This window comes from Amycolatopsis saalfeldensis, from assembly GCF_900110575.1.
GTDB classification, from domain to species: Bacteria; Actinomycetota; Actinomycetes; order Mycobacteriales; family Pseudonocardiaceae; genus Amycolatopsis; species Amycolatopsis saalfeldensis.
This window is the reverse complement of the sequence record NZ_FOEF01000001.1, coordinates 959,977-975,713: the sequence shown is the minus strand read 5'-3', so window position 1 is coordinate 975,713 and position 15,737 is coordinate 959,977. Positions and strand designations below refer to the sequence as shown.

General features: G+C 71.2%; 17 protein-coding genes. 9 read left to right on the top strand and 8 right to left on the bottom strand.

Annotated features, from left to right (window positions below; translation table 11 throughout):
* Positions 1 to 34: 34 nt before the first annotated feature.
* Positions 35 to 853 carry a FadR/GntR family transcriptional regulator gene (locus tag BMY97_RS04430; RefSeq protein ID WP_091612662.1) on the bottom strand — a complete coding sequence of 273 codons (819 nt, stop codon included), beginning with the start codon at positions 851 to 853 and terminating at the stop codon, positions 35 to 37.
* Positions 854 to 998: 145 nt separating this feature from the next.
* On the opposite strand from BMY97_RS04430, the gene BMY97_RS04425 reads away from it, so the two are divergent.
* The 4 genes from BMY97_RS04425 to BMY97_RS04410 all read left to right on the top strand — a co-directional run bounded on the left by BMY97_RS04425 (position 999) and on the right by BMY97_RS04410 (position 5,449).
* Positions 999 to 1,877, top strand: a complete 879-nt coding sequence (locus BMY97_RS04425) for a hypothetical protein (protein WP_091612659.1) — start codon at positions 999 to 1,001, stop codon at positions 1,875 to 1,877.
* A 232-nt stretch (positions 1,878 to 2,109) separates the two neighbouring features.
* The gene (locus tag BMY97_RS04420; RefSeq protein ID WP_091612657.1) at positions 2,110 to 3,603 is read left to right on the top strand and encodes an MDR family MFS transporter; all 1,494 of its coding nucleotides are present in this window, start codon (positions 2,110 to 2,112) and stop codon (positions 3,601 to 3,603) included.
* Positions 3,545 to 3,970 (top strand): GlcG/HbpS family heme-binding protein, encoded by a 426-nt coding sequence (locus BMY97_RS04415; RefSeq protein WP_091612654.1) that lies wholly within the window; start codon positions 3,545 to 3,547, stop codon positions 3,968 to 3,970. Before BMY97_RS04420 ends, BMY97_RS04415 begins: the two co-directional genes overlap by 59 nt.
* Positions 3,971 to 4,006: 36 nt before the next feature.
* Positions 4,007 to 5,449: an MFS transporter gene (locus BMY97_RS04410; protein ID WP_091612651.1), complete on the top strand. Its 1,443-nt coding sequence runs from the start codon at positions 4,007 to 4,009 to the stop codon at positions 5,447 to 5,449.
* On the opposite strand, the gene BMY97_RS04405 is transcribed toward BMY97_RS04410, so the two are convergent.
* Entirely contained in the window at positions 5,444 to 6,049 is a 606-nt protein-coding gene (locus tag BMY97_RS04405; protein ID WP_245787133.1) for a TetR/AcrR family transcriptional regulator, read from the bottom strand. The genes BMY97_RS04410 and BMY97_RS04405 overlap by 6 nt on opposite strands.
* 98 nt (positions 6,050 to 6,147) lie before the next feature.
* On the opposite strand from BMY97_RS04405, the gene BMY97_RS04400 reads away from it, so the two are divergent.
* A complete protein-coding gene (locus BMY97_RS04400; protein WP_245787132.1) occupies positions 6,148 to 7,014 on the top strand; it encodes an oxidoreductase in 867 nt (288 codons plus the stop codon).
* A gap of 33 nt (positions 7,015 to 7,047) precedes the next feature.
* Here BMY97_RS04400 and BMY97_RS04395 read toward each other — a convergent pair whose 3' ends face one another.
* A complete protein-coding gene (locus BMY97_RS04395) occupies positions 7,048 to 7,548 on the bottom strand; it encodes a VOC family protein (RefSeq protein ID WP_091612643.1) in 501 nt (166 codons plus the stop codon).
* Between the two features lie 33 nt (positions 7,549 to 7,581).
* Positions 7,582 to 8,544: a LysR family transcriptional regulator gene (locus BMY97_RS04390; RefSeq protein ID WP_091612641.1), complete on the bottom strand. Its 963-nt coding sequence runs from the start codon at positions 8,542 to 8,544 to the stop codon at positions 7,582 to 7,584.
* An 84-nt stretch (positions 8,545 to 8,628) separates the two neighbouring features.
* Here BMY97_RS04390 and BMY97_RS04385 point away from each other — a divergent pair, with 84 nt between their 5' ends.
* Genes BMY97_RS04385 through BMY97_RS04375 form a run of 3 tightly spaced genes read left to right on the top strand, consistent with a single transcriptional unit; the run spans position 8,629 to position 9,985 of the window.
* Positions 8,629 to 9,240, top strand: a complete 612-nt coding sequence (locus tag BMY97_RS04385) for an MPN domain-containing protein (protein WP_091612638.1) — start codon at positions 8,629 to 8,631, stop codon at positions 9,238 to 9,240.
* Entirely contained in the window at positions 9,237 to 9,605 is a 369-nt protein-coding gene (locus BMY97_RS04380) for an SgcJ/EcaC family oxidoreductase (RefSeq protein WP_091612635.1), read from the top strand. Before BMY97_RS04385 ends, BMY97_RS04380 begins: the two co-directional genes overlap by 4 nt.
* Positions 9,605 to 9,985, top strand: coding sequence for a VOC family protein (locus tag BMY97_RS04375; protein WP_091612632.1), 381 nt, complete (start codon positions 9,605 to 9,607; stop codon positions 9,983 to 9,985). The genes BMY97_RS04380 and BMY97_RS04375 overlap by 1 nt, the downstream gene beginning before the upstream one ends.
* A gap of 6 nt (positions 9,986 to 9,991) precedes the next feature.
* On the opposite strand, the gene BMY97_RS04370 is transcribed toward BMY97_RS04375, so the two are convergent.
* Both BMY97_RS04370 and BMY97_RS04365 read right to left on the bottom strand, forming a co-directional pair.
* On the bottom strand, positions 9,992 to 11,170 hold the full coding sequence (locus BMY97_RS04370) for an adenosylhomocysteinase (protein WP_091612629.1): 1,179 nt from the start codon (positions 11,168 to 11,170) through the stop codon (positions 9,992 to 9,994).
* A gap of 215 nt (positions 11,171 to 11,385) precedes the next feature.
* Positions 11,386 to 12,120, bottom strand: a complete 735-nt coding sequence (locus tag BMY97_RS04365) for a DUF2786 domain-containing protein (protein ID WP_091612626.1) — start codon at positions 12,118 to 12,120, stop codon at positions 11,386 to 11,388.
* Between the two features lie 142 nt (positions 12,121 to 12,262).
* Here BMY97_RS04365 and BMY97_RS04360 point away from each other — a divergent pair, with 142 nt between their 5' ends.
* The gene (locus tag BMY97_RS04360; protein ID WP_245787131.1) at positions 12,263 to 13,693 is read left to right on the top strand and encodes a phytoene desaturase family protein; all 1,431 of its coding nucleotides are present in this window, start codon (positions 12,263 to 12,265) and stop codon (positions 13,691 to 13,693) included.
* On the opposite strand, the gene BMY97_RS04355 is transcribed toward BMY97_RS04360, so the two are convergent.
* Complete coding sequence (locus BMY97_RS04355) at positions 13,665 to 14,348, bottom strand: response regulator (protein WP_091612620.1); 684 nt, start codon at positions 14,346 to 14,348, stop codon at positions 13,665 to 13,667. The genes BMY97_RS04360 and BMY97_RS04355 overlap by 29 nt on opposite strands.
* Positions 14,348 to 15,517, bottom strand: coding sequence for a sensor histidine kinase (locus BMY97_RS04350; RefSeq protein ID WP_091612617.1), 1,170 nt, complete (start codon positions 15,515 to 15,517; stop codon positions 14,348 to 14,350). Before BMY97_RS04350 ends, BMY97_RS04355 begins: the two co-directional genes overlap by 1 nt.
* Positions 15,518 to 15,737 lie beyond the last annotated feature (220 nt).

Here is a 15,737-nt window from a genome sequence, read left to right as displayed (position 1 = left end):
CCCCCACCGCGGGGCCGCCCGTCTGCGGCCGGGGTCAGGGCCGGTTGCGCGGGTCCGCGCTGCCGCCCAGCCCCACGTGTTCGCCCAGCCAGGAAGACAGCAGCGCGGTCAGTCCGGGATCGGTCTCCCGGAGGCGTTTCGCACCGGGGGAGGTCTGGACCCGTTTGACCGCCTTGTAGTGGTACTCGCGCACGAGCTGGACGGCCGCGGGGCCGTCGCGCCGCGCGAGGGCGTCCACGATGTCCATCCGGGCCTTGGCCAGCGATCGGGGGACGCGCCCCCATTCTTCGGCGGATTCCTTCGACAGTTCGAGGGCCAGGCCGATCTGCATCTGGGTGATGAACCGGCACAGCGCGGCCAGCAACGGGTTGTGCGAGATCGCGGAGAGGGTCACGAAGAAGTTCAGCAGTGCCGCGGCGGAGGCTTCCGCGTCGGCGACCTTCGCCGCCTGCTCGGCAGCGGCCCGCAGTTCGGCGATGTCCTCATCGGACGCCCGTTCGACGGCCTGCTCGACGGCGTAGGCGTTCAGCGCCCCGAGGAGGCCGAACACGTCGGGAGCGGTCACCTTCTCGAACTGGACGACCGAGGCGATGGACATCGCGAGCAGGGTGTCCCCGCTCGCGGTGACCGTGGTCCGGCTGCCGTTGCGGGTGCTGAGCAGGCCCATCGCGGTCAGCACCCGGACGGCTTCGCGGACGGTCGGCGCGCTGACGTCGTACTGGGCCGCCAGCTCCCGCTCGGACGGCAGCCGCGCGCCGTCCGGCAGCGCGCCGCTGAGGATCTGGGCCCGCAGGTCGTCCACGATCTGATCGGCGACCCGGCCACGGTACAGGCGTGCTGACGGCTGCGACATGTGCTCTCCTCGGCGGTTCTCCCTGACGATTCTACCTACTTGGTACCCAGTGTCGAGTTCGCGCAGCCGGGAACGGCCACCACCCTTGCTCTCAACCTACCAAGTAGGTAGCGTAGTTGGCGGACATCCACAGAGGAGGACCGAGATGAAGATCGCGCCTTACGACGAAAACGGCTATCACATGGACCACCCGAGGGGCACGGTGTCCTTCAACTACCTGCTGATGGGCGGCGAGCCGGAGAAGCTGGAGAACTTCCGCTACATCCTGGGGCGGCAGGAAGGCGACTTCCGCATGCCGCGGCACCGGCACACGTTCGAGCAGATCCGGCTGCCGCTGGTCGGCGACATGAACCTGGGCGAACAGGGCATCCTGCACGAGGGGGAGATCGGCTATTTCCCGGAGGGGCAGACCTACGGGCCGCAGGACGACCCGCTGGGCACCCCGAAGCAGCTGCAGCTGGTGCTGCAGTTCGGCGGCGCGGCCGGCCTGGGCATGGCCGCCGCACGAGGTCGTGGACCGGCCGCGCAGCGCGACGGCGAGGCACCGCGCCGCGAACGCCGCGAGATCAAGTTCCCGCGGCCGCGTTACCAGAGCGTGCTCATCATGAACCCGGTCCACTTCAACTGGCTGCCGGTGGCCGGGGCGCCGGGCGTCGAGCGCAAGTTCTTCGGCTCGTTCACCGAGCGCGCGTTCTGGATCGAGCACGTCAAGGTCGGTTCCGGCGCCCGGTGGACCTCCACGGCCGGCGAGGGGCGGCGGCTGATCGTCGCGCTGTCCGGAACGGCCACTGTGGACGGAACGTCGATCGGCCGGCTGGCGGCCCTGCAAGTCGAGGCCGGCGAGACGCTGGAGCTCGACGCGACCGAGGGGATGGTGCTCTTCGTCGTGGGCCTCCCGCCGGTGCAGGTGCCGGCGGTGCCTTCGGATCAGTTCGACATCGTCACCAGCGACGGCGGGATCGAGTTCGAGACCCCGCGCAAGCGGGCGGCCCGGGACGCGGCCGAGAAGGCCACGGCTTCTTGATCCGAGTGGTTCGGCTCGGGATCCGGTCGAGTCCACTGTGGCCTGATCCGAGTCCTGTTGTTCATCGACCCGCTCGGGCCGGGCGGGCTGCGGCTCGGCCTCAATCTCGCTGCCGGGCGATCGGGTCGGGTCGGGCACGCCGCGGCCCGACTTGGATCTCGCCGTTCGTGGGAAGACTCGGCCGGCGCCCGACCTGAAACCCGCCGTCCGCGGACCGGCTCGGAGGTGACCCATGGTGCGACCTGATCGAAGGATCCGTGAAGCCGTCAGCGCGCCGGTCGCGGTGGCCGTGGTCTACGTCGCGGTCATGTTTCTGTCCACTATGGACTCAACCATCGTCAACGTGGCGCTGCCGACCATCGGGCGGAGCTTCTCCGTGCCGTCCACGGCGGTCGACTCGGTGTCCATCGCCTATCTGGTCAGCCTGGCGGTGTTCGTGCCGGCGTCGGGCTGGGTCGGCGACCGGTTCGGCGGCAAGCGCACGCTGCTCACCGCGATCACGGTGTTCACGATCGCCTCGGCGCTGTGCGGGACCGCGTCGAGCCTCGGCGAGCTGGTGCTGTTCCGGGTGGTGCAGGGCGCGGGCGGCGGGCTGCTCACCTCGGTCGGGATGGCCATGCTGATGCGGGCTTACCCGCCGCGGCAACGGGTCCGGGTGTCCGCCCTGATCACGTTGGCGACCGGGGTCGCGCCGGCTGTGGGGCCGGTGCTCGGCGGGCTGCTGGTCACCGGCCGGTCCTGGCGGGCGGTGTTCTCGGTCAACGTGCCGATCGGCGTCGCCGCGCTGGTGTTCGGCGCGGTGTTCCTGCGCCGTGACGACCAGCACCGGCCCGGCGAGTTCGACACCGCCGGGTTCCTGCTCGCCGCGTCCGGGCTGGGGCTGGTGATGTACGGCGTTTCGGTGGGGCCCCGTGACGGCTGGGCCTCGCCCGGAGTGCTCGCTGCCGTAGCCGCGGGGATGGTGCTGCTGGTCGCGTTGGTGGTGCTGGAACTTCGCCGGAAAGCGCCGATCATGGACGTCCGGTTGCTGCTGGACCGGCTGTTCGGCAACGCCACCGCCATCATGGCGATCGAGTCCGTCACGTTCCTCGGCACGCTCTACACGGTTTCACTGTACTTTCAGGACGGTCGCGGGATGTCCGCGCTCGAGTCCGGCCTGAGCACGTTCCCGGAGGCGCTCGGGGTGATCGCGGGCTCGCAGCTGGGCAGCCGGTGGCTGTACCGCAGGCTCGGGCCGCGCCGGCACCTGATGGCCGGGATCGCCGGGACCAGCCTGTTCATCGCGGGGCTCGGACTGCTCGGCACGGACACGAACGCCTGGGTGCTGCGGGTGGTGCTGTTCGGGATGGGCTTGTCCGTCGGGCAGGTCTTCGTGGCCGGCCAGGCCGTCGCGTTCGCGGACATCTCGCCGGCCGACTCCGGCCGGGCGTCCACTTTGTTCAATATCGGCCGGCGGCTCGGCGGCGCGCTCGGGGTCGCCGTGACCACCACCGTCCTCGTGCTGGCCGGCACGACGGCCGGTGGCCCGGTCGCGACCTCGGCCTACCACCTGGCCTTTTTCGTGGCCGCCGCGTTCAACCTGCTCGGCCTGCCGGCCGCCCGCGCCCTGCGCCCGGACGACGCGGCGAACACCATTTCCTTTCCACGCAACAAAAAGAAAGGCAATCATGCTGTCCTTGAACCAAGCCTCGGAAATCGTCGACGCGGCACTGGGCAAAGCGCGTGAGCTCGGCCTGCGCCCGTTGACCGTCACCGTGCTCGACCCCGGCGGTCACCCCATCGTGGTCAAGCGGGAGGACGACGCCGGGATCCTGCGCCCGCAGATCGCGCACGCGAAGGCGTGGGGCTGTCTCGGCACCGGACACGGCGGGGCCGCCGGCGCCCGGCACGCCACCCGTGACCCGGCGTTCTTCTCCGCGTTGGCCGCGATGTCGGAAGGCCGTGTCGCGTCCTCTCGTGGCGGCGTGCTGGTCCGCGACGCCGAGGGAGCCCTGCTGGGCGCGGTCGGGGTGAGCGGGGATCGCCCGGAGAACGACGAGACGGTCGCCGTCGCCGGGGTCGAGAAGGCCGGTCTGGTCGCCGACGCCGGCTGAACCACCCGTATTCGACGCGAGAAACGTTGGTGTCCCATGAAGGAGAACCCGGCCGAAGACCGTTCCGAATCCCCGGCCCGGCGCCGGCCCGCTCTGGTGATCTGCCTCGTGGCCAGCTTCATGACCCTGTTCGACGTCAGCGTCGTCACCATCGCGCTGCCTTCGATGGAACGCTCCCTGCGCCTGACCCCGGCCGAGGTCACCTGGGTCCTCGCCGGTTACGCGCTGGCGTTCGGCCTCACCCTGATCCCGGCGGGCCGGCTCGGCGACGAACACGGCCGCCGCACCCTGTTCCTGATCGGCCTCGCGTTGTTCGCGGTGACCGGGGTGATCTGCGGGGTGGCGCCGAACGGCGTGGTCCTGATCGCCGGACGGCTGCTGCGCGGCGTCTCGGCGGGCATCCTCGCGCCACAGGTGATCGCCTTGCTGCAACAGATGTACCCGAAGCAGACGCGTGGCCGGGCGTTCGGCTACTACGGCGCGACGACCGGGCTGTCCACCGCGCTCGGCCCGCTGCTCGGCGGGGTGATCCTGCAGGCCTTCGGCCCGGCTCTGGGCTGGCGGTGGATCTTCTGGCTCTCGATTCCCATCCTGCTGGTCGCGCTGGCCGTCGGCTTCAAGGTGCTGCCGGCCGACCGGCGCGGCCCTGCCCACCGGCTCGATTTCGTGGGCGTTGTGGTGCTGGCGCTGGGCCTGGTCGCGATCATGCTGCCGCTGCTGCAGGAGACCGGGCCGGCCGCGCATCCGCAGTTCTGGCTGTTCGCGGTGGGCGCGGTGCTCCTCGTGCTGTTCGTGCTGTGGCAGCGCCGCCTCGCCGCGCGGGAGGCCCGGCCCCTGGTGCACCTGAAAGTGCTGCACATCCGCAGCTACGCGGTCGGCACCGCGATCGCCACCGCCTTCTACACCGGTTTCACCAGCATTTTCCTGATCCTCACGCTGTTCCTGCAGCAGGGCCTGAAGTATTCCCCGCTGCACGCGGCCCTGACCACGCTGATCTTCACGATCTCGTCGGCGGGCACGGCCGTGCTCAGCGGGCGCCTGGTGCACCGGTTCGGCCGTCCGCTGGTCGTGCTGGGCACCGGGATCGCCACGGTCGGATTGATCGTGACGGCGCTGGTCGCGCACGTCTCGACCGTGGCGAGCGCCCCGCTGGCCCTGGCCGTTCCACTGCTGATCGCCGGGGCGGGCTGTGGTCTGGTCATCTCCGCGAACCAGACGCTCACCCTCGTCGACATCACCCGCGGCACGGCCGGAGTCGCCGCCGGCGTTTACGAAACCGGCGTGCGCATCGGCACGGCGCTGGGCACCGCGATCGCCGGCGCGCTGTTCTTCGGCACGCTCGCGAGCACGCACGGGGACTATCACGCCGCGGTCGCCATCGGGCTGATCAGCCCCGCGGCGTTGGTGGGACTGGCTTTTGTGATCGGGCTGACCGATCTGATGCGGCCGGTGCGTGCCACCGTCGGGGCGGCCTCATGAAGGCGGGCGGGCGCCGCGGAGGAATTGTTCGACCGCGGTTTCGACGAGGCCGTCCAGCAGTTCCGGTTTGACGAAGTTGCCGTTGATGATCGAGGCGATGCCCTGGAGGGTCGCGAACAGCACGATCCCGATCTGCTCGGGGGCGCAGGTCTGGAGCGCGCCCTCCTCCTGCCCCTGGAGGATCAGCTCGCCCATCACCCTGAACGGCGCTTCGGCCGCTTCGACGATCTGCGTCGCGCCCGGCCGGTGCTTGCTGGTGTACATCAGTTCGAGGAGCGCGGCGTTCTCGGTGGCGAAGCGGGTGTAGGCCGTCATGGTGGTTCGCACGCGTGATGGGAAGTCTTCGCCGGCACTGGCCAACGCGGTGCGCAGGGTGGTGTCCAGTCGTTCGAAACCGGCCAGGGCGAGCGCGTCGAGCAGCGCTTGACGGTCGGGAAAATGCCGGCGCGGCGCGGCGTGGCTGACGCCGATCTCCCGGGCCAGGTCACGCAGCGACAGCTGGTCCGCGCCGTTTTCCCGCAGGCCGCGCTCGGCCGCGTCGAGCAGTGCGGTCCGGAGATTGCCGTGGTGGTAGGGCCGGTCGTCGTTCGGTGGAGGCACAGGCCAGACGATAGCCGAACATGTTTTCGTTGACAACATAGTTGACGGCGCCTACTTTGTTGCTTGTGACTACATTCAGCGTCTCGGACCTTCCTTCCATGACCGGCCGCACCGTCGTCGTCACCGGCGCGAACAGCGGGATCGGCCGCGTGGCGGCGCGCGAACTCGCGGCCAAGGGCGCCCGCGTGGTGCTGGCCGTGCGCAATCCCGACAAGGGCCGCGAGGCCGCCGCCGGGATGACCGGCCAGGTCGAGGTCGCGCGGCTCGATCTCGCCGACCAGTCCTCGGTCCGCGCCTTCGCCGAGGGCTTCACCGACCCCATCGACCTGCTGATCAACAACGCGGGGGTGATGATCCCGCCGTTCTCCCGCACGGCGGACGGTTTCGAATTGCAGTTCGGGACCAACCACCTCGGGCATTTCGCGCTGACGAACCTGCTCCTGCCGCGGATCACCGGACGCGTCGTCACGGTCTCGTCCAACGGGCACAAGATGGGCTCGATCGACTTCGACGACCTGAACTGGGACCGCAAGCCGTACCGGGCGATGACCGCCTACGCGCAGTCCAAGCTGGCGAACCTCCTGTTCACCTCGGAACTCCAGCGGCGGCTCACCGAAGCCGCCTCGACGGTGGTCGCGACAGCCGCGCACCCCGGCGCGGCAGCCACCAACCTGCTGCGGCCCGATGGCCGCGGACGCGTGAGCCACCTGGTACAGAAGGCGGCGGTCAACTTCATTTCCCAGAGCGAAGACGACGGCGCCCTGCCGACGCTGTACGCGGCCGTCGCGGATATCCCGGGCAACAGCTACGCCGGCCCGCGCGGATTCCTGGAGGGACGCGGCGCACCGGAACTGGTCGGCCGCTCGAAGCGGGCGCAGGACGCCGAGGTGGCCCGCCGCCTGTGGGAGGTCTCGGAGAAGCTGACGGGAGTCGGTTTTCCCCGGGACGCTCTTCACGCCGTCTGACGTCGTCGGTCCTTTGTGGACGTGCGGACGCGGTCAGCCGGGGAGGGCGGCGCGGGCGCAGGCGCCCAGGGTCTGCTCGCCGTACGCGGTGAGGTCGGCGTCCAGGTCGAGGGGGCCGTTGTGGGCTCGGGCCCCGGGGGTGATCAGGTCGTGGGGGACGAGCCAGCAGACCTCGAACTCGAGGCCGTCCGGGTCCTTGGCGTAGAGGGCCTTCGTGGTGCCGTGGTCGGTGGAGCCGACCAGGGCACCGGCGGCGGTGAGGGCCTCGGCGTACGCGCGGAGGTCGCCGAGGGTGGGGACTTCCCAGGCCAGGTGGTAGAGGCCGACCTCGCCGTGGCCCGCCCGGCTGGCGGCGGCTTCGCCGATCTGGAACAGGCCCAGGTCGTGGTCGTTCGCCGATTCCGGGGCCTGCAGGAACGCCGATTCCGGGGTGCGGTGCACCACGCGGAAACCGAGCACGCCGACGTAGAAGTCCGTGCTGCGGGCCGCGTCCCGGACCCAGAGGACGGCGTGGTTCATACCGCGGATCGGCACGGGCACTCCTTCGGTCTCACCGAGAGTTCGGTGTCACGGCAGGGCGAACGAGGACCCCTCGTGGTGCCACCAGTTCCGGTAGAACTCCGAGTCCTCCACCAGCGCGAGGTACCCCGCCTCGATCTTGGCACACAGCTCGTCCACCAGCGAGGCCACCGGGGAGTCCGCGCGCCAGGCGAGCAGCAGCTCCCGGTACAGCGGCGTCCCGGTGAGCGAGAGCGTCGCGAGGCCGGTGCGCGCCGTGCCGATGGGGTAGAGCAGGCAGATCCCGCGGCCCTCGGCGGTGAGCGAAAACGCCACGTGCGCCTCGTTGGTCAGATGCGTGATGCGCTGGTCGAAACCGGCGGCCGCGCAGGTGCGGGCGAAGTACTCGTTCATCCCGCTGTCGTCCGGGTCCGGCATCACCCATTTCTCGCCGGACAGCTCCGCCAGCGCGATTTCCCCGCGTGCCGCCAAATCGTGGTGCTCGGCCACGCCGAGGAAAAACGGCTCGCGCAGCAGCAGCCGTTGTTCGACGCCCGGTGGCTGCGGCACCGGGAATCCCGGGAACTGCCGCAGCACGGCGACATCCAGCTCGCCCGAGCCCAGCAGGGCCGTCAACGCGCCGGTCTCCCGGATCGTCCGGCTGGTCACCTCACGCCGTGGCAGCGTGGCGGTGAGCGTGTTGACCAGCAGGCTGAACTGCTGCGCCGGGATGCCGCCGACCTTGACCGGCGCGCCCGCCTCGTGCTGCGCGTTGAGCCGCGCCGACCGTTGCAGGGAATCGAAATGGCGTAACAGGTTCTGCGCGTCGCGGACCAGCTCGGTGCCCGTGTGCGTGGGCAGCACCCCCTCGGCGGAGCGGACGAACAGCGGGCCGCCGAGCAGCTGCTCGATGCGTTTGAGCTGCGTGGTCACCGCCGGCTGGGTGAGGTGCAGGCGTGCGGCGGCCCGGCGGAGACTGCCCGCTTCGGCGATCGCCAAGACCAGTTCGAGATGCCGGATCTCCAGGCGCATGACCGCACATTATCGCCGAATGCAATAGGGCCGTTCGGAGTGACGATCATGGATCGGGGCCCGGGGCGCGGTTACGTTCCCGGCGTGACGTCCACCGCGCCCGTACCGCTGATCGGGAAGACCGCACTTCCGGTGCTGTTCTCCGACGACGTCCTGCGGCAGTTCCTCGACGCCGCGGCCGTCGAATACGCGTTCATCACCCCGGAGGAGCCCAGACCCTGTTTCGGGGTTTTGCTCGGTGTGGTCGCCGAGGACGCGCTGCTGGTCACGGACATCGCGTTCGGCCGCAACGTCCGCGGCACCGATCCCGCCGCGCGCGCCGAGTTCGCGGACACGATCGTCCCGCGGTTCGGCTCGGCGTACGAGAACGAGGTGCGCGCGTGGTGGCTGGCTCCGGCGGACCTGCTGCGCATCACGCGTGCGGCGGACGCGCGCGGCCTCGACGTGCTCGGCTCGATCCACCTGCACCCGGACTGGCACCGGCTCGGCCCGGAGTGCGAGCGCGGGCGGCCGCTGAGCGAGCGGCCGACGCCGATGGACTCGTACGTCTTCCGCAGCACGGGCTGGCCGCTCAACGTCGTCTGCTACCTGGAGCGCCGGCACGGCGGCTTCTACTACACGCTCGCCGCGTGGGACGGCGACTGCTCGTCGCTGCCGCTGCGCGTGCACACCCCGGCCGGCAAGGAGATCGCGTGAGCGACGAGCAGATCCGAGACCTGTGGCGGACGATGACGCTCGGCTGGGCGGAGGGCGATGCTTCGCTGTTCGCCTCCGTCTTCGCCGAAGACGTCGACTTCGTGACGGTGCGCGGCGAAGAGCTTTCCGGCCGCGAAGCCGTCGAAGCGGGCCACTCGCGCCTCTTCGCGACGGCCTATCGCGACACCACGTTGCGCGCGACGGTCGGCCTGATCCGCCCGCTCTCACCCGGGCTCTCACTGGTGCACGCGACGTCCACCATCGCCCCGATGGGCGCGACGACGCATGCCCAAGCCGTGGTGCGGCTCAACGGTTCGGCGTCGATCGCCGCCTTCCACAACATGATCCCGAAGGGAGCCTCCTGATGACCCGGCCCCGGCTGCGCCACCTCGCGTTCGTCGTCCAGGACGCCAAAAGCATGGCCGAGTTCTACTGCTCGCAGTTCGGCATGGACCTGTTCCACACCGACCCCGACGGCAGCCACTTCGTCACCGACGGGTACCTGAACCTCGCGCTGATCCAGCAACAACTGGACGGCGACGTGCCCACCGGCTTCAACCACTTCGGCTTCGAGGTCCCCGACGTCGCCCCGATCGCCGACCGGCTCACCGCCGCAGGCCTCCCCACCCCCGCCCTCCGCGGCGGCGACCGGCCATTCGCCGAGTACCGCGCGATCGACCCGGAGGGGAATTGGTTCGATCTGTCGGCGCACGGGTTTCTGCCGCCGGGGGTGGAACAGGGCTGAGGCCGGCTATTTCAGCAACGCGACCAGGTCGGTGGCGATGCGGTGCTCGACCGTGGCCGGCACGGACTGGACGACGGGCGCCAGCACGCCCGAGGCAACGGCGCCCAGGCAGCGGGCCTGGAGGGTCAGGCCGAGGTCCATGGCCTGGATCGAGTTGCCGTTGGCGGCCGTCAGGTTGAGCATCCGGCCCTGGTCGAGCAACACCAGCTCACGACCGTCGTCGAGGACATGGCCGGTGCGGCGGGACGGGGAGCCGTACTCGACCGTGCGGACGGTGCGCGCGGCCAGCGCCGTGCGGTCGACCTCCCACGCGAAGTGGCCGACCCCGGCCAGCACGGCGCCGTCGGGCAGGGCGGCCAGCTCCTCGGCGCCGAGCACGTTCGCGTGGCCGGTGGCGGTGAAGACCAGCCGCGCGTCGGACACGACTTCGGCGGCGGTGCCGACGCGGTGGCCGTTCAAGATCGCCTCCAGGGCGCGCATCGGGTCGGTGTCGCAGACCGAAACCCGCGCGCCGAGCCGGCTCAGTGTGTCGGCGACACCCTTGCCGCACGGGCCGTAGCCGAGCACGGCGGCGCGCAGTCCGGGCACCATCAGGTTGGTGGCGTTGAGGAATCCCTGGACCACACTCTGGCCGACGCCGAACTCGTTCTCCACCAGCAGCTTCAGCCGCGAATCGTTGATCACGACCACCGGGGCCAGCTGGGAGGCCTGCTCGGATGCCGCGCGCAGGCGGATCCCGCCGGTGGTGGTCTCCTCGGTGCCGCCGAGGTAACCGGCCGGTGCGCCCGATTCGAAGAGGGAGAGCGTCAGGTCGCCGCCGTTGTCCAGCGTCAGGTGCGGCTCGCATTCGAGCACCCGCTCGACGTTGCGCCGGTGCTCCGGCTCGCCGTCCGCGCGCCGGGTGAAGACGGCGACGCCCAGTTCCCGCAGATAGTCCGCGACGTCATCGTGCGTCGTGCCCGGCGAGCCGGTGAGACTGACCTCGACGCCCGCACGTACCAGCAGCGTCACCAGCCCAGCGGTCTTCGGCTCGACGTGCAGGCACATGGCGAGTCGCCGTCCGGTGAGGATCGGGGCCAGTTCGCCGACCGCCTGGGCGGTGAGGGGCATGTGCTTCAGCGCCCAGGCCGTGGCGGGACTTCCGGGCAGGACCGGGTTTTCGGGCAGCGCGGGGTTTTCGGGCATGACGGGATTCCTTTTCCACGGGATGACGGGTGAACGGAAGGGCGCGCTGGCCGCCGTCAGCCGTAGAAGTCACACCGGAAGGAATGGTCGCCGAAGATCGGCGTCACGAGTTCCTGCCGGGGGAAGCACACCTCGGCAGGATACCCCGACCGCGGCCCGGTCCCTGACCGTTCGCCGTGGGAGCGCAGGAAAGCCCGGAATGCCAAGAGTTCCGCTCAGCGCACCGGCAAGGCCCGCCTCCTCCGGCCGAGGGCGGATGGGTCGAGGTTGGCTCGGGTGCCGGCCTGGTGGCCGTCGCGGTAGCCGGAGCCGGACAGGCGGCGGGGGGAGGCGGAGCGCAGGTTGCCGTACTCCTGGTCGAAGGCGTTTTGCACTACGGCGGTGCGATCGCGGATCACCAGTTCCGCCGAGCGTTGGCCGGGGCCGGCGGGCTGGTGGTCGCGGGCGGCGTTTTCCTCGGCGTGGATCAGGCGCTCGTGGACGGCGCGCGCGAAGCCGTGCAGCCAGGTGCGGCGGTACGCGGCGAGCGACTCGCGGAACACCCGGCCGTCCGGCCGGACCCGGGTCAGCTGGGTGCTCGCCTGGAGCAGCAGGCTGGTGAACAGCAGCTCGACCCGCGAGAGGTCGGAGCGGAACCCGAACACGGTGACGGCGACGACGCTCTGGCCTTCCCGGTGCAGCAGAGTGCGGCAGCGCAACGGGTACGCGACGTTCGTGAGCAGGCTCGCCTTGTCGCGGCTGTACGGGTTGTCGATCGGGATCTTGAGCACGGTGAGGTCGTCGGCGCTGCGGCCCGCGGCGGCGAGCATCGCGTTGTCGATCCCGTACCGGGCGATCAGCTCGGCGGCCTTGGTGTTGTACAGCTCGGCTTCGGCCTCGGTGACGGCCGGGTCCTCCGCCTTGGCGAGCAGCTTGCGGATGCGCTCCAGCTGCGTGTCGTGGTCGGGCATGATCCCCCTCTCCTGCTGGGCCGGGCCTGGGCGGCCGGCATGGGGTACAAGGTAGGCGCGGGGTACGACAATATTCGATCAGATGTTCGGACGGCGTCCGGGGCGGCCGCGTGTCGGCGCTGTCCGCCATAGGATCTACGTCGTGACCGATGCCGTTGTGGTCGGGTCCGGGCCGAACGGCCTGGCCGCCGCCGTGCTGCTGGCCAGGGCCGGGCTGTCCGTGGAACTGCACGAGGCGGCGGCGGAGCTGGGCGGGGGCGCGCGGTCGGCGCGGCTGTTCGACGCCGACGTGGTGCACGACGTCTGCTCCGCGGTGCACCCGATGGCCGTCGCTTCGCCGTTCTTCCGCGGCTTCGACCTCGCGGCGCACGGCGTCGAGATGTGCCGGCCCGAAATCGCGTACGGCCATCCCGTGGACGAGCACCGCACGGGGCTCGCGTACGCGGACCTCGACCGCACCTGCGAACGCCTCGGCCGGGACGGCGGGCGCTGGCGCCGGCTGATGGCCCCGCTCGTCGAGCACAGCCGTGAGGTCACCACGCTGCTCCTGGGCGACCTCCGCCACCTGCCGTCGCCCGGTCCGGCGGCCCTGCTGCCGCCGCGGATCCTGGCGCTGCAGGCCGATCTGTTCCGCGGTCCGGAGGCGTCCGCGCTGCTCGCGGGCGTCGCTGCGCACACGACCGGACGGCTGCCCTCGCTGGTCGGCGGCGGAACCGCGCTGCTGCTCGGGCACCTCGCGCACGCCACCGGCTGGCCCGTCCCGCGCGGTGGCACGCAGGTGCTCGCCGACGCGCTCGCCGCGGACCTGCGCGCGCACGGCGGCCGCATCCACACCAGCAGCCGCGTCACCGACCTCCGCCAGCTCGCCCACGCGCGCGCGGTGCTGCTCGACGTCGCCCCGCGCGGCCTGCTCGACATCGCGGGTGCGTACGTGCCGGCGGGCTACCGGCGCGCGCTGGAGAAGGTGCGTTACGGCCCGGGCGCGGCGAAGGTCGACTTCCTCGTTTCGGAGCCGATTCCTTGGCAGGAAAGGGAACTCGCGAAGGCCGGCACCATCCACATCGGCGGCACGCGCGCCGAGGTGCACGCGGCGGAGAACACCGTGGTGGCCGGGCGCCGCGCCGCTGAGCCGTTTGTGCTCGTCGCCCAGCCGATGGTCGCCGACCCTTCGCGCGGCCTGCCCCGCAAACAGCCGATCTGGGCGTACACCCATGTGCCGCAAGGAGATCCGCTCGACGCCACCGACGTCGTCCGACGGCGGATCGAGCGGTTCGCGCCCGGCTTCGGCGACACGATCCTCGCGTCGCGGGCGGTCCCGGCGAGTGAACTCGAGGCCTACAACGCGAATTATGTCGGCGGTGACATTTCCGCGGCCGCCGTCACGCTTCGCCAGGTGCTCGCGCGCCCGGTCCCACGCTGGAACACCTACCGCACCCCGCTCAGTGGCGTTTACCTCTGCTCCGGCGCGACGCCGCCAGGACCGGGCGTCCACGGCATGGCGGGCCTGCACGCCGCGAAAGCCGTGCTGCGCAAGGAATTCGGCCTCAACGAGCTGCCGGCGGGCTGGGCCTAGGGGCGCGGGGCCGCACGAGCCCGGTTTCGTAGGCCACGACCACGGCCTGGGCGCGGCTGGAGATGCCGAGCTTGGTCATCAGCCGGTTGAGGTGCGTTTTCACCGTCGCCTCGCTGACGCGCAGCTGGACGGCGATATCGGGATTCGTCGCGCCGGTGCCGACGAAACGCAGGACCTCGACCTCACGCTCGGTCAGGCAGGCCAGCGTCGGCCCCGGCTCGTCCGGCGGCGTGCGCGTGAACGCCTCGACGAGCCGGCGGGTGACGGTCGGGCCGAAGAGCATGTCGCCGCGCGCGACGGCGTGGATGCCCGCGATCAGCGTCTCCGGCGGGCTGTCCTTGAGCAGGAAGCCCGACGCTCCCGCGCGCAGCGCCGTGTACACGTACTCGTCGAGGTCGAAGACGGTCAGGATCAGCACTCGCGGCTTCTCGGCGCCCGCCGCGGCGAGGATCCGCGCGGTGGCCGTGACGCCGTCGAGGCCGGGCAGCCGGATGTCCATGAGGATCACGTCGGGCTTGAGCCGCAGCGCCTTCTCGACCGCTTCCAGCCCGTCCTTCGCCTCGCCGGCGACGTCGATGCCCGGGACGGCGCCCAGCAGCGCGGCGAAACCGGCGCGCACCAGGTCCTGGTCGTCCACCACGAGCACACTGGTCACTACGGCTCTCCCGCGCTCCGGCCGGGGTTGGGGTACGGCAGGGTCAGCTCGATCCCGAACCCCGCTGGTTCGCGCGGGCCGATCTCGATCACGCCACCGTACATACGTGCGCGCTCGCGCATGCCGACCAGCCCGTGCCCGGCGTGGTTCGCGCGGGGCGGGGCGCCGCCGCCGGAGTCGACGACCAGCAGGCGCAGGCCCTCGGCGCCGTAGTCCAGCGTCACCTCGGCCGACGCGTCCCCGGCGTGCTTGATGACGTTCGTGAGCGCTTCCTGCGCCACCCGGTACGCGCAGAGCTGCTGGCCGGGCGGCAGGGACCGCGGGGTGCCCGTGATGCACAGATGTGCGCTGAGGCCGGCTTCGCGCAGCCGCCCGACCAGCGCGGGCAGGTCGGCCAGCCCGGGCTGCGGGCGGTACTCGCCCGGCTCGTGCCGTGGCGGCCGCAGCACGCTGAGCAGGCGGCGAAGCTCATCGAGGGCTTCGGTGGTGGTGCCGGTGATGGTGTCGAGCGCGCCGCGCGCGGTGTCCGGCGCCGACTCGAAGACGTACCGCGCCAGGTTCGCCTGCACGGAGATCACCGAAAGGTGGTGCGACACCACGTCGTGCAGCTCTCGCGCGATCCGGATGCGCTCCTCGACCACGGCGTGGCGGGCTTCCAGCTCGATCTCGCGCTCGGCCCGCTCGGCGCGTTCCGCCGTGGCGCGCAAGCGGTTCGCGCGGGTGTACACGGAGTGTCCGATGAGGACGATCGCGGCCCCCTGCAGCAGGCCGAGCACCGTGTCGGGGAGCGGGTGGGAGGCGCCGCCGGCGATCATCGCGGCCTCGTAACCGAGCACCGCGATCGCGGTCGGCGGCCAGGCCTGGCGGACCGGGTAGCGCGCCCACACCGTGTACGCGGCGATGAGGATGCCCGGCTCGCCGAGCGTGGAGCGGAAGCCGCACAGGTAGAAGGCGCACACCAGGACGATCACGGCCAGCAGTGAGCCGATCGGGTAACGGCGGCGCACCAGCAGCGGGCCGGCGCCGGCGGCGGCCAGCACGAGGCCGGGCAGGCCCGGCCGGTCGCCCAGCTCACCGCCGTGGACGGCCGCGCCCGCCACCAGCAGGACCCCGACCGCGACCGCCAGCGTGCTGTCCAGGAGCACCGGCCGCGCTCGTACCCCACGCACAACTCGTTCCGCGAACCCCAGCACGCCCGCGAAGCTACCCGGCCCGAGCCGCGGAAAACCACTCCGCTACCGCCGTGGTAGGAGGCCGCCGCGCGGGATACCGCCAAGGTTTACCCGCGGCTGAGGCTTGGGTGGGATTCGGCGGGCGCCGGGCCCGGATAACGTTTTCCACGAATGGTCACCCATTCCCGTTGCTCGGCGGAGAGCGTGCCAGGGCCTG

Bases quoted from the DNA above. Each gene is read 5' to 3' on its own strand.
- BMY97_RS04430 (WP_091612662.1), bottom strand. From the start codon at position 853: ATGTCGCAGCCGTCAGCACGCCTGTACCGTGGCCGGGTCGCCGATCAG.
- BMY97_RS04425 (WP_091612659.1), top strand. From the start codon at position 999: ATGAAGATCGCGCCTTACGACGAAAACGGCTATCACATGGACCACCCG.
- BMY97_RS04420 (WP_091612657.1), top strand. From the start codon at position 2,110: ATGGTGCGACCTGATCGAAGGATCCGTGAAGCCGTCAGCGCGCCGGTC.
- BMY97_RS04415 (WP_091612654.1), top strand. From the start codon at position 3,545: ATGCTGTCCTTGAACCAAGCCTCGGAAATCGTCGACGCGGCACTGGGC.
- BMY97_RS04410 (WP_091612651.1), top strand. From the start codon at position 4,007: ATGAAGGAGAACCCGGCCGAAGACCGTTCCGAATCCCCGGCCCGGCGC.
- BMY97_RS04400 (WP_245787132.1), top strand. From the start codon at position 6,148: ATGACCGGCCGCACCGTCGTCGTCACCGGCGCGAACAGCGGGATCGGC.
- BMY97_RS04390 (WP_091612641.1), bottom strand. From the start codon at position 8,544: ATGCGCCTGGAGATCCGGCATCTCGAACTGGTCTTGGCGATCGCCGAA.
- BMY97_RS04375 (WP_091612632.1), top strand. From the start codon at position 9,605: ATGACCCGGCCCCGGCTGCGCCACCTCGCGTTCGTCGTCCAGGACGCC.
- BMY97_RS04370 (WP_091612629.1), bottom strand. From the start codon at position 11,170: ATGCCCGAAAACCCCGCGCTGCCCGAAAACCCGGTCCTGCCCGGAAGT.
- BMY97_RS04365 (WP_091612626.1), bottom strand. From the start codon at position 12,120: ATGCCCGACCACGACACGCAGCTGGAGCGCATCCGCAAGCTGCTCGCC.